Source organism: Streptomyces sp. bgisy027, from assembly GCF_057710365.1.
This window is the reverse complement of the sequence record NZ_JBYIVZ010000001.1, coordinates 251,121-264,997: the sequence shown is the minus strand read 5'-3', so window position 1 is coordinate 264,997 and position 13,877 is coordinate 251,121. Positions and strand designations below refer to the sequence as shown.

General features: G+C 68.3%; 15 protein-coding genes. 14 read left to right on the top strand and 1 reads right to left on the bottom strand.

Annotation, left to right across the window (positions count from 1 at the left end; genetic code table 11):
- Positions 1 to 744 precede the first annotated feature (744 nt).
- The 7 genes from AC3ETA_RS01155 (at position 745) to AC3ETA_RS01125 (ending at position 7,372) form a co-directional block, all read left to right on the top strand.
- A complete protein-coding gene (locus tag AC3ETA_RS01155; RefSeq protein ID WP_432190904.1) occupies positions 745 to 1,881 on the top strand; it encodes a ParB/RepB/Spo0J family partition protein in 1,137 nt (378 codons plus the stop codon).
- Between the two features lie 189 nt (positions 1,882 to 2,070).
- On the top strand, positions 2,071 to 2,388 hold the full coding sequence (locus tag AC3ETA_RS01150) for a hypothetical protein (RefSeq protein ID WP_432190903.1): 318 nt from the start codon (positions 2,071 to 2,073) through the stop codon (positions 2,386 to 2,388).
- Positions 2,389 to 2,536: 148 nt separating this feature from the next.
- Entirely contained in the window at positions 2,537 to 2,950 is a 414-nt protein-coding gene (locus AC3ETA_RS01145) for a DUF488 family protein (protein ID WP_432190902.1), read from the top strand.
- A 130-nt stretch (positions 2,951 to 3,080) separates the two neighbouring features.
- A complete protein-coding gene (locus tag AC3ETA_RS01140) occupies positions 3,081 to 4,415 on the top strand; it encodes a putative antirestriction adenine methyltransferase (RefSeq protein ID WP_432190901.1) in 1,335 nt (444 codons plus the stop codon).
- A gap of 2 nt (positions 4,416 to 4,417) precedes the next feature.
- Entirely contained in the window at positions 4,418 to 5,323 is a 906-nt protein-coding gene (locus tag AC3ETA_RS01135; RefSeq protein ID WP_432190900.1) for a ParB N-terminal domain-containing protein, read from the top strand.
- 25 nt (positions 5,324 to 5,348) lie between these two features.
- Positions 5,349 to 5,882 (top strand): hypothetical protein, encoded by a 534-nt coding sequence (locus AC3ETA_RS01130; RefSeq protein WP_360841871.1) that lies wholly within the window; start codon positions 5,349 to 5,351, stop codon positions 5,880 to 5,882.
- A 53-nt stretch (positions 5,883 to 5,935) separates the two neighbouring features.
- Positions 5,936 to 7,372 carry a terminase large subunit domain-containing protein gene (locus AC3ETA_RS01125; protein ID WP_432190899.1) on the top strand — a complete coding sequence of 479 codons (1,437 nt, stop codon included), beginning with the start codon at positions 5,936 to 5,938 and terminating at the stop codon, positions 7,370 to 7,372.
- A gap of 11 nt (positions 7,373 to 7,383) precedes the next feature.
- Here the strand turns inward: AC3ETA_RS01125 and AC3ETA_RS01120 are convergent, their stop codons facing one another.
- Complete coding sequence (locus tag AC3ETA_RS01120) at positions 7,384 to 7,524, bottom strand: hypothetical protein (RefSeq protein ID WP_432190898.1); 141 nt, start codon at positions 7,522 to 7,524, stop codon at positions 7,384 to 7,386.
- A gap of 375 nt (positions 7,525 to 7,899) precedes the next feature.
- Here AC3ETA_RS01120 and AC3ETA_RS01115 point away from each other — a divergent pair, with 375 nt between their 5' ends.
- The 7 genes from AC3ETA_RS01115 to AC3ETA_RS01085 all read left to right on the top strand — a co-directional run bounded on the left by AC3ETA_RS01115 (position 7,900) and on the right by AC3ETA_RS01085 (position 13,829).
- A complete protein-coding gene (locus AC3ETA_RS01115) occupies positions 7,900 to 9,645 on the top strand; it encodes a hypothetical protein (RefSeq protein WP_432190897.1) in 1,746 nt (581 codons plus the stop codon).
- 96 nt (positions 9,646 to 9,741) lie between these two features.
- Positions 9,742 to 10,605, top strand: a complete 864-nt coding sequence (locus AC3ETA_RS01110) for a relaxase domain-containing protein (RefSeq protein ID WP_432190896.1) — start codon at positions 9,742 to 9,744, stop codon at positions 10,603 to 10,605.
- 228 nt (positions 10,606 to 10,833) lie between these two features.
- Positions 10,834 to 11,541, top strand: a complete 708-nt coding sequence (locus tag AC3ETA_RS01105; RefSeq protein ID WP_432190895.1) for a hypothetical protein — start codon at positions 10,834 to 10,836, stop codon at positions 11,539 to 11,541.
- Between the two features lie 106 nt (positions 11,542 to 11,647).
- Entirely contained in the window at positions 11,648 to 12,064 is a 417-nt protein-coding gene (locus AC3ETA_RS01100; RefSeq protein WP_306501640.1) for a head decoration protein, read from the top strand.
- A gap of 15 nt (positions 12,065 to 12,079) precedes the next feature.
- A complete protein-coding gene (locus tag AC3ETA_RS01095) occupies positions 12,080 to 13,129 on the top strand; it encodes a major capsid protein (RefSeq protein WP_361267517.1) in 1,050 nt (349 codons plus the stop codon).
- The gene (locus tag AC3ETA_RS01090; RefSeq protein WP_361267515.1) at positions 13,129 to 13,416 is read left to right on the top strand and encodes a hypothetical protein; all 288 of its coding nucleotides are present in this window, start codon (positions 13,129 to 13,131) and stop codon (positions 13,414 to 13,416) included. The genes AC3ETA_RS01095 and AC3ETA_RS01090 overlap by 1 nt, the downstream gene beginning before the upstream one ends.
- An 80-nt stretch (positions 13,417 to 13,496) precedes the next feature.
- Positions 13,497 to 13,829 carry a hypothetical protein gene (locus AC3ETA_RS01085; RefSeq protein WP_432190894.1) on the top strand — a complete coding sequence of 111 codons (333 nt, stop codon included), beginning with the start codon at positions 13,497 to 13,499 and terminating at the stop codon, positions 13,827 to 13,829.
- Positions 13,830 to 13,877: the final 48 nt, after the last annotated feature.

Here is a 13,877-nt window from a genome sequence, read left to right as displayed (position 1 = left end):
TTGTCGCACAGTTTCTCGGCGGAGCGTCGGCCGGTGAGCGGGCGTCGGTCGTACTCCCGTGTGCCCGCTGTCGGCGGGTGCTCCGAGGATTCGCATCAGGGCGGGCGGAGCGGCGCGCACGCCGTGCACGGGAGGAGCCGCATATCCATGTCCGAGGTAGACGAACGCCGGATAGCTGAGATCGCGAAGGGGGCTCCGCGGGTGCTGAGACAGGCGTCGAGTCAGGCGGCGCAGGGTGAGGTTCGGAAAGTAGTCGAGGTCATGGCGCTCCTTGGGGGCAGGGAATGGGGTGGAGGTGGCGCCGAGGGTGAGCCCTGACGCCCGTGAGGGCTCGCGCCCTTGGCTTTGAGATAGGTGACATTCTTGATGAGCTGTTGTACGTTCTAGTCCGCCGGGTGGGTACAGCAGCCGCAGGAGCCCACACGGCAGCGCCGCGCATGCGGCGTCCTTCCCTGCTCCTCGCCGGGTGGCCGACCCCCCGCGCCCCGCCCGGCGAGGAGTCGGCCGCCCGGTGCGGCCGTCGGGGTGTGTGACGGGAGCAAGCCCGCCGCGACCGCTCGGTCGTGGCGGGCTCTCTCGTATCCGCACTCGCGCGAGATGGAATTCAAAAGAGCGGAATTCCCCTTTCCGAATTCCTTTGAATAAAAAGAGTTCTGAACTTGCTTTGGCGGTATTCGCCATTAAGATATAAGTGTAAGAACAAAGGGAAACACTTCAAACGGAATTCACGGAAGGCGCGGGAAAATGGCTGACAACAACAAGGTCGCTTTCATCAGCATCAAGCTCGGCGAGATCGCCCCCAACCCCGACCAGCCTCGCAAGTTCTTCTCTCCGGAGGCGCTGGACGAGCTGACCGGGAGCATCAAGGAGAATGGCCTCCTTCAGCCGGTGGTCGTCCGGCCGGTCGAGGGCGCGAAGGTCCCCTACATGCTGATCGCGGGCGAGCGGCGCTGGCGGGCCTGCCAGGCGGCCGGCCTGGAGGTCATCCCCGCGAAGGTCATCGAGGGCGCCACCGAGGAAGAGGCCTACGTCCTCAGCATCGCGGAGAACGTCAACCGCTCGGACATGACGATCATGGAGGAGGCCGGAGCATACGCCGACCTCAAGGCGGCTGGCTGGACGCCCGCAAAGATCGCCAAGCAGTTCGGCAAGACCGAAACCCACATCACCTGGAGGCTCGGCCTGCTCACCCTGCGCCCCGAGGTGGCCGAAATGGTCGACAAGGGCTTGATCAAGAACAACCTCGCCTGGCACATCGCCCAGCTCAACCCGGCCAACCAGATGGTGGCCGCCTCCCGCTACGTGCGCGGCGACTTCGACTCCGAGGCCGAGGCGCAGCACTTCGCCAACGGCCTCAAGCTGATGGAGAAGCAGACCTCCCTGACCGGCGAGGAGCCGCCCACCGCGGAGGAGGAGGCCAAGCGTAAGGCGGCCAAGTCCAAGGCCAAGGATGGCCTCGGCAAGGCGGAAGAGGTCCTGATCCCGCTGCTGGAGGAGCTGGCCGAGAAGAAGCCGGAGGACCTGGCCGTCATCCTTGGGGACGACCTCGCCCGCCACCTGCGGGTCGTCGGCCGCCTGTACGCCAAGGTCCAGATGGTGCGCAACCTGCTGAGCAAGGCCCAGGGTGTCCAGCGCGCAATGACCGAGGAGTTCAACAAGGCGGCGGCCCAGGTTCAGCAGGAGGCGGCGGCTGCGAAGAAGGGTGAGGAGGGCAAGGTCGAGGCCGAGAAGCCGGAGGTCAAGGCGGCGGCCAAGCCGCAGCCCCCGGCGAAGAAGGCGGCGGCCAGGCCCTCCGCGAAGCCTGCGGCAAAGACGGCGGCGAGCGCCAAGCCTGCGGCACGCCGGGCGCCCGCGAAGAAGGCCACCGAAGCGGCGAAGTAGAGCAGGTGGGGCGCGGCTGAGCCCGCGCCCCAACTCTCCTCAGAGGGGCGTAGGGATGGGTGCAGCCGAACCCCCGGCTGCGCCCACTTTCATTCGAATTCCCTTCCATATTCCATGTTCACGGAATTGTAAATGTCATAAGATATAAGCACGGAAAGGGAAATTCCCTCCGGGATTGGGGATCTGGAAATGACGGAAAGCGGGAAACTCTCTGTTGGCTTCCATCAGGTCAAGTCGGAGTACGTGGACTGGGGGTCCAAGTCGGCCCACCCTGCGATCCGTCAGATCACAGACCACCTCTCCTCCCTCATGGCGGAGGCGCGCGATCTGGTACCTGGGCCTGCGTCGGAAGTGATCGAGGATGTCGAGGAGACCACGGCGTCCGCGTACGCCAACGAGACCAACCGCGTCATCCGGTTCACGGCCAACTGTGCAGAAGGCCCGGTGGAGTTCGACCTCGTCGTTCAACTGGCAGTTCGCACCCCCTTCGTCTACGCGCAGGAGTAAGAGACTGGCCCCGGGCCCGCGGGGGCTCTCCCTGCGGGCCCGGCGCCCTCCGGACCCCCGCTCACAGGCAGGGGCGGGGCCGGCAAGCCCCCGGCCACCGGCACCACGCCCACGGCCGGGGTGATCAGCAGTAAGGAAGGAAGCAAGCGTGCTCACCCTGTTCACCAACCGGTTCCAGGCGTTCCAACCCCCGCAAGGGGTACCGGTGCGCATCACCCTCGGCGGCGTCCGGTTCAAGCTCCCCTACTCCCTCACCCATGCGGTGCGGGAGCTCGCGCCGCGTCGGGACTACCTCAACGCGTCCGAGCCCGAGTTCACGAAGGCATACCGTGGGGACCTCGACCAGCTCGGCCCTGAGCGGATCGCGGCGCGGCTCCGGCAGATCGCGGAGGCTGAGGGCGACCACCGCCTGGTGCTCCTCTGCTTCGAGGACTTGGCCAAGCCCGGCCTGTGGTGCCACCGAAGGACGTTCGCGGCATGGTGGAAGGACCGCGCCGGGGATGAGGTGCGCGAGCTGTCTCCCATGGGGGACGACCACTACCAGCAGGGAACCTTGATGTGAGCGGCGGAACCGCTCTTTCAGGATAGGTGACATGATTCCAAGGGGCTGCGTGCTCCTTGTGTAGGTTCCAGCGCAGCGCCCGGTCCGGCACCCGCCGAGGCCGGGCGTTGTCGTTCGTTGGGAGGCGAAGATGTTCCAGGGCACCATCCCGGGTCCCATGCGCTCGATCGTGCGCGAGACCGCCAGCCTGTGGCCGAGCGGCCCGGTGTACGTACCGTGCTGCGGGAACTTCACCATCGAACGGTCACTGGCTGGCATGGGGTTCGGCCCTCACTCCTCCGACGTGTCCATCTACACCAGCGCGGTCGGTCGTTGGCTCACCCGGCAACCGGTCGGCATCCAGCTCCGCGAAGAGAGCGCAGACGAACTCGGCTGGCTCGCGGACTCCTTGGACGACGGCGTTGGCACCGTGGCCACGCTCATGCTCGGCACGCGGTTCCTCGCCAGCGTCGGGCGCGAAGGGTTGTGGCACGAGCGGGTGGTGCGCTCCTACCGCGAGCAGTGGAAGGCCAAGCACGCGGAGACCGTGGATCGGCTGTCCGGCTCTGACGTCGATCTGGCCTCGTACGAGGTGGAGGACGTGCGCTCCTGGCTCCAGAAGGTCCCCGGCGACGCTCCCGTGTGCTCCTTCCCTCCCTTCTACGGCGGCGGCTACGAGAAGCTGTACGAGCCGCTAGAAGCCCACTTCACCTGGGACGCGCCCCACTACGAGCCGCTGTCGGACGACGACGTGGTCAGCGTGCTCGGCGCGATCACGGACCGGCCGTACTGGCTGACGGCCTCCAACCACAGCGTGCCCGAGCTGCGCCCGTACCTGCGCGGCGTGATCAAGGCGACGCCGCGCGCCGCTCCCTTCTACGTGTACGCCAGTGAGGCGCGCACGAGGATCGTCGGCCCGCGCCAGCCGATCGACCCGGTGAAGATCCCGCGCCTGCGCGAGGGCGAGGAACTGGTCGGCCCGCTCTCGCTCTCGCTGCTCAAGCCCGGCCAGTTCAACGCGCTGCGCTCCCGGTACCTCAACCCCAGGATCGCTCCGGGCGCGGCGAACCTGGCGGTCGCGGTGAGGGACGGCGGCGGGCGGGTGCTGGGCGTGTTCGCGATGGCCCCGAGCACGTTCACCCCGGACGAGGCGTACGTGCTCTCGGACTTCGCGGTTGCGCCGACCGACTACCCGAGGTTGTCGAAGCTGATCGTGATGGCGGCAATGAGCGCCGAGACGCAGTTGCTGTGCCAGCGGGCGTTCTCACGGCGCATTCGGCGGGTGGCGACGACGGCGTTCAGCAACAACCCGGTGTCGATGAAGTACCGCGGGCTGCTGCGGCTGAACAAGCGCAGCCCGTCGAACGAGGACGGCTGGAAGTACCAGCTCCAGTACCAGGGGGCGATCGGCCAGCACTCGTTGGCCGAGGCCCTTCAGGTGTGGGCGAAGCGGTGGGGCGCCCCGACGACGAAGACGGGAGTCTGATCATGGAGACCGAGTCCACTCGCCTTGCCCCGCCGCAGATGGTGCAGGGCGACCCGCGCACGCTGACGCTCCTCGACGTCAACGCGAGGTTCCTGCCACACGAGCAGTTTCGGCAGCTCGTGGCGAACATCGAGCGGGACGGGCATCTGACCTCGACGCCGCTGGTGTGGAACGACCGGGACACGGGGCGGCTGGTCGTTCTCTCCGGGAACCACCGCACGCTCGCCGCGATCGAGGCCGGCCTGCCGCAGATCTGGTGGATGCAGATAGACGAGCCGCTGGCTCGCCAGCGGCAGATCGCGCTTCAGCTCTCGCACAACGCGATTGCGGGTCAGGACGATCCGGCGATCCTGAAGGAGCTGTACGACGAGCTGGAGTCGGTGGAGTGGCGGCAGTACACGGGCCTGGACGACAAGACCCTTGACCTGCTGGAGAAAGTGGACGTCGCCTCCCTCGGGGAAGCGAACCTGGACTTCGCCAGCGTCCAGTTCATGTTCCTGCCTGCCGAGTTGGAGCGCGCCGAGACGGCGTTCGATGCGGCCCGCTCCACGGCGACGGCGGATCAGCGGTGGGCGGCTGGGTTGGAGCAGTACGAGCCGGTGCTCGATGCGCTGGAGTCCTCCCGGGCCGCGTACAAGATCGGCAACTCCGCTACGGCGCTCGGCGTGATCCTCGCCGTGTTCGAGCGGCACCTGGGAGAGCTGGCCGAGGGCTGGTTCGACGCAGCCACCGGGGAGCCGACGCGGGCGGGGACGGCGCCGCTGGAGACGGTATTCGGCGTGCGGGACCTGCCGGTAGAGACCGCGGCCGTCGTACGGACTGCCATCGATCGGATGGTGCAGGACGGCACTGTGCCCGCTGACGAGCCGTGGAGGGCGCTGGAAGCCCTGGCCGCCCAGAACAACTAGAAGGCCGTCGGCCAGGAGGTGACCGGTGGCCGAGGACACCGTGGAGTCCTGGGAGCGGCAGAGCGGGGAGTCGGTCCAGGCGTTCGAGGCGTTCGCCGTGTACCGCGATCTCGGCTCAGCACGGAGTCTGACAAAGGCGGCACGCGAGTTGCATAAATCCCGCACGCTGCTGGGCCGTTGGTCGCGCCAGTTCGCATGGGTGATGCGGGCTGTGGCCTACGACCGGGAGCAGGACCGTCTGTTCCTCGCGGAACAGATGCAGGCGCGACGCGATATCGCCCGCCGGCACGCGAAGTTGGCTCAGGCCGTACAGAGCAAGGCCGTCGCGCGGCTCCAGATGCTCGACCCGCGGGAGCTGTCGCCCTCGGAACTGCTGCGCTACGTCCAGGTCGCGGCGGAGATCGAGCGTCGGGCCGTGGGCGAGGCACCGGCGGTCGGGACGGTCGAGGGCCGGGACCAGGGCGCGGACGTGGCCGCGCTGTCGGACGAGGACCGCCGGGCGCGGATGGATCAGCTCCGTCGTGAGCTGGAGCACCGGTTGTCGGAGGGCGCACAGTGAGCCGGGGCCGGGCCAAGCGGCGCCAGATCGAGGGGTTTGCCGACCCCTCGGTCATGACCGACGAGCAGCTGAGGGCCGAGGTCGCGGCGCTGGTGCGGGCCGATGAGCTGTCGGCGCGGCGGTGGGCGTGTGAGGTCCCCGATTGCGATGGGCTGCCCCATGCGGGGTGGCTGCATCACCACGCCCGAGCGGCGCAGCGTCGGCCACTGTGGCTGTGGACGGTGTGGATGCTGCTCACCGGCCGTGGCTGGGGCAAGTCACGGACGGCGGCGGAGGCAGTGCGGGAGTGGGCGCAGACGCCGGGCTTGCAGATCGCGGTGGTGGCGCGAAACGCGACGCTGGTGCGCGACATCTGCTTCGAGTCCCCGAAGTCGGGGCTGCTGTCGGTGTTCCCGCCGCAGGAGGTAGCGAAGTACAACTCGTCGCTGGGCGAGACGACGCTCAGGCTGACGAACGGGACGACCATCAGGGGGTTCGGCGCGGAGACGCCGGACAACCTGCGTGGCTGGGCGTTCGACAAGGCCTGGCTGGACGAGTACGCGGCCTGGAACCGGATCACGGCCCAGGCGGTGTACGACATGCTGTGGTTCTGCTTGCGGGAGGCGGACACCCCGCAGGTTGTCATCTCTACGACGCCGAAGCCGCTCCCCCACGTCAAGCGGCTGGTCGAGCGCGGCCGTTCGCAGGAAGAGGCGCACCGGAAGGGCGGGGCCCCGCCGCGGGTGGTGCTGACCCGCGGGCACATGCGGGAGAACGACGCGAACCTGTCGGCGGCGGCGCGTGAGGAGTTGGAGGAGGAATACGCCGGCACCCGGCTGGGGCGGCAGGAGCTGTCGGGCGAGCTACTCGAGGACGTAGAGGGCGCGCTCTGGAAGGGCTGGATGCTGGAAGTCGAGGGCTTCCGGTCCCGGCCCGAGCATCTGCCGGACCTTCAGCGGGCCGTGGTGGCCGTGGACCCGGCGACCAAGAGCCATGAGGACGCGGACATGACGGCATTTACGGTGGCGGGGCGCGGGTTCCCGGTGGACACGATGTTCGGGGACGACCGTCCCCGCGGGTATCTGCTGCACTGCGAGCAGGACCGGTACACGCCGACGCAGGCGATGAAGCGGGCCGCGACGCTGTATCACGAGCACCGTGCGGACTGCGTGGTCATCGAGGCGAACAACGGCGGTGACTACCTGCCTGCGCTGCTGGAGCAGGTGGACCCGACGGTGAATTGGCGGATCGTTCATGCCACGCGGGGGAAGCGGGCGCGGGCGGCTCCGGCGGCTCAGTTGTACGAGCAGGCTCGGGTGTCGCACGTTGGTCCGGCTCGGCGGTTCGCGCCGTTGGAGGAGCAGATGACGACGTTCGTGGGTCAGGGCGAGACGGAGGACTCCCCGGACTTGCTCGACAGCGCGGTATGGGCACTGTGGGATCTGTTCCTCGACCCGACGATGCCGCCTCCGCGTGGGGGCGATGATCAGCGACTGAGCGGCCGAAGGTAGCTGGCGGGGACTCACTCTCTGGGGTGGCCGAAGATCGCGCGTAGGACATGCAACGAACGTTGCCTGATGTCTGGGTCGGGGTGAGCGATGGCCAAGGTGATGACCACCGAGAGGGTGGAACCGAGGACGGCGAGTGCCGGTGCGAAGTCCATGCGAGGACGGTAGAAGCGGCGGCTGTGGCGCGAGAACCAGTTCGGGTGTCGCGGATGGTGCGCAACACCCGCGCCACAGGTTGTCGGTTGTCCGGGGGCCGTACGAGCTTGCTACCCCGTTCGGCGCGCTCGCGTTGGCGGGCGGGTTACTGATGGGCGGTACGGCCCCGGGGGAGCAGGATGTCACAGCGGGACGTCGGGTCCTCGGGGCGTCGACGTGAGCCAGATGCCGATATACGTGCCATATCTGGCTAATGGGGTGAGAGGCGTGCAGGCTCCGGCGTCAGCCGTGACGTGTCCAGCGGTGCCGTGCAGCGAGCGGGACCGGCGACGGCGCTTAGGCTGTGGCGATGGCGCGGGGCCGACCTTCCTGGAGTGGATGTGGGCCTGCGCCAATTCGTGATCGATGCGTGGTCGTGGCTGAACTACAAGCCCGTGATGGCCGAAGCCGGACGTCCGAGCAGCCGCGCCTTCCCAGAGCTGGCCAAGACATGGGTGCCGCCGTACGAGTTTCGGCGGCTGGCCGCATACAAGGTGCTGGCGTCGTACGACAACAACCAGGCTGGACAGCTCGCGGCGACCGGGGGCGACGCGACCGCGTTGGAGCGTCGGGAGCTGGGCGATGCCGCGAACCTTGTGGACACCGCTCTCGGCTACCTCCTCGGCTCGGAACAGAAGGTCGCGGTCGAAGGTGCGGAGCACGCCGACGAGGCGACGCCGACACCGGGGGCGGCGGAGGCCGCCGCAGTGCAGGACCGACTGCGGAAGTGGGCGGACAAGGAGCTGCTGACGTTCCGGGTGCAGCAGGCGGAGCGTACGGCGGTGCTGCTCGGGGACAGCGTGTTGGCGTTGGCGTGGAATCCGGAGAAGCAGCGGCCGACGCTTCGGGCCTACGATCCGGGGTTCTTCTTCCCGCAGTGGGACGACGAGGACGACGACTTTCCGCGCAGGGTGCATCTGGCGTGGGAGTTGCCGGCGGACGACGACGCGGGGTTGAAGGCGCGGGTGCGTCGGGTGACGTACGAACTCGGGCCGATCGGCGAGGGTGGCGACGACGATGCGGATGGCGTAGGTGCGTCGGGTCGCACGTATCCGTGGGAGCCGGGCCGGACATCGAATGTGACGTGCTACCTCACCGATGCGGAGTGGCTGCTTGATGACCTGAAGAACGGGGAGACGCTGGACCGTCTGCCGATGGGCAAGGCGAGCTTCCGAGTGCGGTCGGACGGCACGGAGTTGAACCGGCTGGACTTGATGATCGACTTCGTTCCGGTGGTGCACATCGCGAACACGATCCCGAACGGCGGGGAGCACTGGGGGCGTTCGGTGCTCGCGCGGGTTCTGCAGGCGCTCGACGAGCTCGCGGCGACGGACTCGGACAGCTCGGCGGCGTCGGCGACGACAGGCACGCCGATCATCGGACTCGCCGGTGCCCGGCTGCCGGTGGATCGGGCGACGGGCAGGCCACAGGAGCTTGAGGTGAAGGCCGGGGCCGTGTGGCAGCTTGGTGAAACGGGGCGGATGGATGCGCTGGACACGTCGCCTCAGCTGGCTGAGCTGCGGGCGCGGGTGGATCACCTGCTGGAGCGGATCGCGGCGAACTCGCGGGTGACGGCGGCCGGGCTCGGCACCTTGGACGCCACGGAAGTGCCGTCGGGGTACGCGCTGAAGCTGGCGCTGGGGCCGCTGGACGCGCTGATCGGCATGATGCGGCTCGCCCGCGAGCACAAGTACAGGTTGCTGTTCAAGATGGTGCAGCGGCTGTACCAGGCCGGGCGGGCTGAAGGCTGGACGGTCGGGGAGACGCTGCCGTCGCGGCTGGCTTGGGCGCCGCACACACCCACGGACAGGAGTGCGGTACTGGAGGAGGTGGTCAAGGCGTACGGGGCCGGGGTGCTGTCGCTGGAGACGGCCGTGTCGATGCTGCTGGAGGCTGGGTACCCGATCAAGGATGCCTCGCAGGAGGTAGAGCGGATCAGAGCGAAGGTGGAGCAGGAAGCCGCAGCGAGGGTGGCGGAAGTCGCTGTGAGGCGGGGTGCACAGGTTCCAGAGGACGGGGACGGCCAACAGGCTGATGGTCCGAGGGCCACACAGGTGTTGTCGACTGGGGCTACACGTTGATCGTCCGATCTGCTTCAGATCCCTCGGTGTTCGATTGCCAGGTGGGCCGGACTACCGCTGTGATGGTTTCGACTGGTGCTGCGAGAGGGGTATTCCGTGCTGACGGTTCGCACGCTTCGGGTAGCTAAGGACGAGGCCCGGCGGGCCGTGGAGCCTTTAGCAGCACCGGGGGCGTTCGTCAGGCCGGAGGATCCACCGGACCGGCTGGCGAACACGATGTGGGTGGGTGCGGCCGAGGCATTGGGGTGCCTGGGACTCAAGGCAGGCACAGAGGCAAAGACCGGGGCCCTGGCCGCGGCGATAGCAGGGCAACACACCATCAGTGGGGCGCGGGTTCGTGGGGACGGTGCGGCGTTCGACCTGACGTTTCTGGTGCCGCCATCGGTGTCCTGGGTCTGGGCCCAGCGCAGGGCGGATCTGCGCGTCAGGGTGGAGAAGACAGTCGTTGACGCCGCCTACCACTGCCTTCAGTACCTGATCCGGAAACTTCGGGGCGACAGCGTCGCGACAGTCCCCGGGTTTGCCGCTGCCGTGGCGCTCCACGCGGTCGGGCAGCCACAGCATCAGGCGCCGCCACCGCCGTTGCTGCATGTGCATAGCTATCTGGTAGGTGTCCTTGACGAGTTCGGAGAACTGCGCGGCCCGCGTCGGTCGTCACTGTTCGAGGACGATGTGGTCCTGGCGAGTGGTGCCTTTGGCCGGGCGAAGCTGGCCGAGGACCTGCGTGGGCTCGGGTTCGGCACCGAGGTGGTCAGTGGCCGTGACGGCCGCCTCTCCTTCGAGATCTCTGGCGTGCCCGAAGGGCTGCTGCGGGTGGGGGAGTCGGCGGACAAGGGCTGTGCGGGTTTGGGGCAGGAGACCGACCTTGAGCCGTGGGAGCCCGTTCCGCCGGAGCCAGACCCGTGGGAGCCAGATCCCTGGGAAACCGATCCATGGGAGAGCCCGTGGCGCAACGGCTGACGACGCATTTGGTGGGCGTCAGCCTCTGGTGCCCCAGTACTACGGAGCCTGATCGTCCTCCCTTCGAGCGGCCTGCCGAGTTCCTGACCGGAGTTGCACGCTAGGAGCCCGCCCGCCATCACTCCAGGTGTAGGACCTGCGTATAGGCAGGTTGTGGATGGATGCTCGATTGTCGGCGGCGATGGCTACACTGATCGTCAGCGCGGGGGCGCGCTCTGGAGGAATTGCATGGTCCGGCCCCTGCCGCCTCGCCGTCCTATCGGCTTCCGCCGTGATGGGCGGCCGATCTATCCGATTCTCGGTGCCTCTTCTGAGGACGAGACGAACGATCAGCTGGACGAGGGCGCCGACACGGGCGGCTCGGATCAGCAGGTCACTGTGACCCAGGAGCGTCTGGGGAAGTTGCTCACCCGGGAGAAGGCCCAGGGTGAACGGGCCGCGATCAAGCGCCTGTTGTCCTCACTTGGGTTCGACACCCCGAAAGCTCTGTCCGAGTTCGTGTCCACGCAGCGGGAGGCCGAGCAGGCCGCGCTGTCGGAGGTGGAACGCCGCGAACAGGCAGCGCAGGAACGGGAGTTGCAGGCCGCACGCCGGGAGGAGCTGGCCGCTGAGAGAGAACGGGCCGCGCTTCGCCGGGCCGCTCTGATGGCGCTCGGCGCGGAGGGCGACGACCTGGTAGACGCGGAGCGTCTGCTGGCCGTGGAAGATGAGGACGCCGACGAGGCCCAGGTCCAGGCCGCCGCCGAACAGCTCCGCACGCGGCGTCCCGAGCTGTTCGGAGAGGTGCGCACACCGGTGCCGGCCGCCCCCGCGGGCGCACCGGCCGGGCGCGGCCCGACCCGCACGACCCCGGTGTCCAAGCCCGGTTCGGCGGGGCTGGAGATGGCCAAGCGCCGTGGTTTGATCCCCGAGTTCAGCGACACCGCCGCCCGGTAGTACCGGGCCCAGCCCTTTGGGGGACCACGCCCCCTGAACTTCGTGGACGACATCGCCTCCGTGGCGGTGTGCGGATTCTGACCGCAGCGTCCATGGAGACACGCACATGACCATCCAGCCCGTCTCGAAGTCCGAGTACACGACCGCCAACCGCGAGTGGCTGGCGTCCCTGCACGGCACCGATTCCGTCGACACGATCACCCTCGATCTGAACCTGTTCTGCGAGGGCACCCACTACGTGTGCGGCGACGGCTGCGACCCGTACGGCCGGGTGCTGTCCGGTGTCCCGGTGGGCAGGGTCGCGGAGTCCGGTCTGTACGGCCCGTACGATCCGGAGGCGCACTGCGGCCGTCAGATCCTTCGCGGCTTCGTGATCGCGGAGGCCCCGTTCGCGCCGGGCCAGACCCGTGTTCCGGCCGCCCTGCTGTGGCACGGCGCGGTGAAGGCGTCGAAGGTGCCCGGCGGGATCGACGTGTCCCAGCTCGTGTGGCACCCGCGTGCCGCGCAGATCCGCTTCGTCTGAGCGGGGGCTTGAGCTGTGACGATTCAGGACCTGCTCAAGGACGTCTCGGTCATGGACCTGACGGCGTTCGCCAGGGCCATCCCGTCCCCGAAAGACTTCCTCCTCACCCAGACGATCTTCCCGACCGTGGAGATGCGGGAGGTGAAGTGGCGCACCCGTGACTCCGGCCGGTACGTCAACGTCGCCAAGTACCGGGCGTTCAACGCCAGTGTTCCGTTCGCGACCCGTGAGGCCTGGCAGACCTCCCGCGAGGGCGCACTGCCCGCGTTGGGGCAGAAGCTCGTTGTCTCCGAGCAGGAGCAGATCCTGCTGGAGGCGTCGCATGGCTCGGATCAGGACCGGCTGATCGAGCTGCTGTACGACGACGTGGAGCGCCACGTCGAGGCCATCCGGTCCCGGCTGGAGCTCGCCGCCGGCGACGTGCTCAGCGACGGCCGGTTCACGCTGGAGCAGGAGAACGGGCTGACGCTGGAGGTGGACTGGAACGTCCCCGCCGCGAACATGCCGGTCGCCCGGATTCCGTGGTCGGACCCGGCCTCCGACCCGATCGCGGACGAGCTGCGGTGGATACAGCAGCTCGACGACATCGGCGCCCCGGAGCCAGAGATGGTGATCACCTCCCGAAAGGCGTTCAGCTACCTGGCGGCGAACAATGCCTACCGGGCGGCGTACTACGGGTCCGTGAGCCCGTCGACCACGCCGACGGCGACGCTCACCCCGCAGCAGATCAACGTGGTGCGCGGCAACTATTCGCTGCCGCCGATCCAGTTCTACAAGGCCCAGGTGCGAGTCGACGGCAAGCCGCGCAAGGTGCTGCCCGAGGACCTGTGGATTCTGGTGCCACCGGAGCGGGAGAAGTGGGCGCAGACCCTGTACGGGGTGACGGCGGAGGCCCTGGTGCTGTCGCGGGGGACGAACCCGGAGATCATCCGGGAGGACGCCCCTGGCCTGATCATCACCCGAGGTGTCCAGGATGACCCCGTGCAGATCTGGACCAAGGGCGCCGCGGTCGGGATGCCGGTCATGCACACCCCGGACGCACACATCGTGGCGAAGGTCCTGTGATGGCGGGCCGCGGGCGGCTGAAGGCTGCGGTGTACGTACAGGACCCGACCACGAGGGAGGAACTCGTCCTGCTGCCGGGCGACTGCCCCGAACCGGAGGTGGCCGCCCTGATCACCAATCCGGACGCGTGGGACGTCCCGCCGGACGACTGTGAGGAGCCGGACGAGGCGGTCTCGGTGGAGAAGCCAGAGCCGACCGAGAACAAGGACGACGGCCAGGAGGACGACGCCGGCGCGAACGGGACGAAGAAGCCGCAGACCCGGCGCTCCCGCTCGTCCGGGTCGTAGGATGACGCTCGTACGGCTCGTCACCAGCATCCCCCGTCTGGTGACGGGCCGTACCTCGTTCGTTGGAGGGGCAGTCCCCTGTGGATGAGTTTCAGAGATCGTGGCTGCTGGCGCAGCTCGGCCCGGACACTGACCCGGCCGACTTGGAGCGCCGGTACTTCCGGCTGCGGTCGGTGCGTGCCGTCGCCCTCGAGGTGTTGGGCGAGCGCCGGGCCAAGCTCCTCGCGGACCCGTTGAAGGTCACCGTCGACGGCGTGGTGACGATGGACCTCCAGGAGAACCTGCGCGGCATCGAGCGGCAGATCGAGCAGGTCCGTCAGACGCCCGCCCCGGATGATCCCAGCGATGAGGATGAGGCCGCAGAAGCAGTCATGGAGGTGACGTGGCTGTCATCCACGCACCGCTACAGGTAGACGGACACGTGGCTCCGCGAAATACAGCGACGCTTCGTCCATGCTGCT

Excerpts from the sequence above, each read along its gene's own strand:
- AC3ETA_RS01125 (WP_432190899.1), top strand. The coding sequence starts at position 5,936 with ATGACCGACGAGCAGCTGAGGGCCGAGGTCGCGGCGCTGGTGCGGGCC.
- AC3ETA_RS01100 (WP_306501640.1), top strand. The coding sequence starts at position 11,648 with ATGACCATCCAGCCCGTCTCGAAGTCCGAGTACACGACCGCCAACCGC.
- AC3ETA_RS01135 (WP_432190900.1), top strand. The coding sequence starts at position 4,418 with ATGGAGACCGAGTCCACTCGCCTTGCCCCGCCGCAGATGGTGCAGGGC.
- AC3ETA_RS01090 (WP_361267515.1), top strand. The coding sequence starts at position 13,129 with ATGGCGGGCCGCGGGCGGCTGAAGGCTGCGGTGTACGTACAGGACCCG.
- AC3ETA_RS01140 (WP_432190901.1), top strand. The coding sequence starts at position 3,081 with ATGTTCCAGGGCACCATCCCGGGTCCCATGCGCTCGATCGTGCGCGAG.
- AC3ETA_RS01120 (WP_432190898.1), bottom strand. The coding sequence starts at position 7,524 with ATGGACTTCGCACCGGCACTCGCCGTCCTCGGTTCCACCCTCTCGGTG.
- AC3ETA_RS01150 (WP_432190903.1), top strand. The coding sequence starts at position 2,071 with ATGACGGAAAGCGGGAAACTCTCTGTTGGCTTCCATCAGGTCAAGTCG.
- AC3ETA_RS01155 (WP_432190904.1), top strand. The coding sequence starts at position 745 with ATGGCTGACAACAACAAGGTCGCTTTCATCAGCATCAAGCTCGGCGAG.
- AC3ETA_RS01105 (WP_432190895.1), top strand. The coding sequence starts at position 10,834 with ATGGTCCGGCCCCTGCCGCCTCGCCGTCCTATCGGCTTCCGCCGTGAT.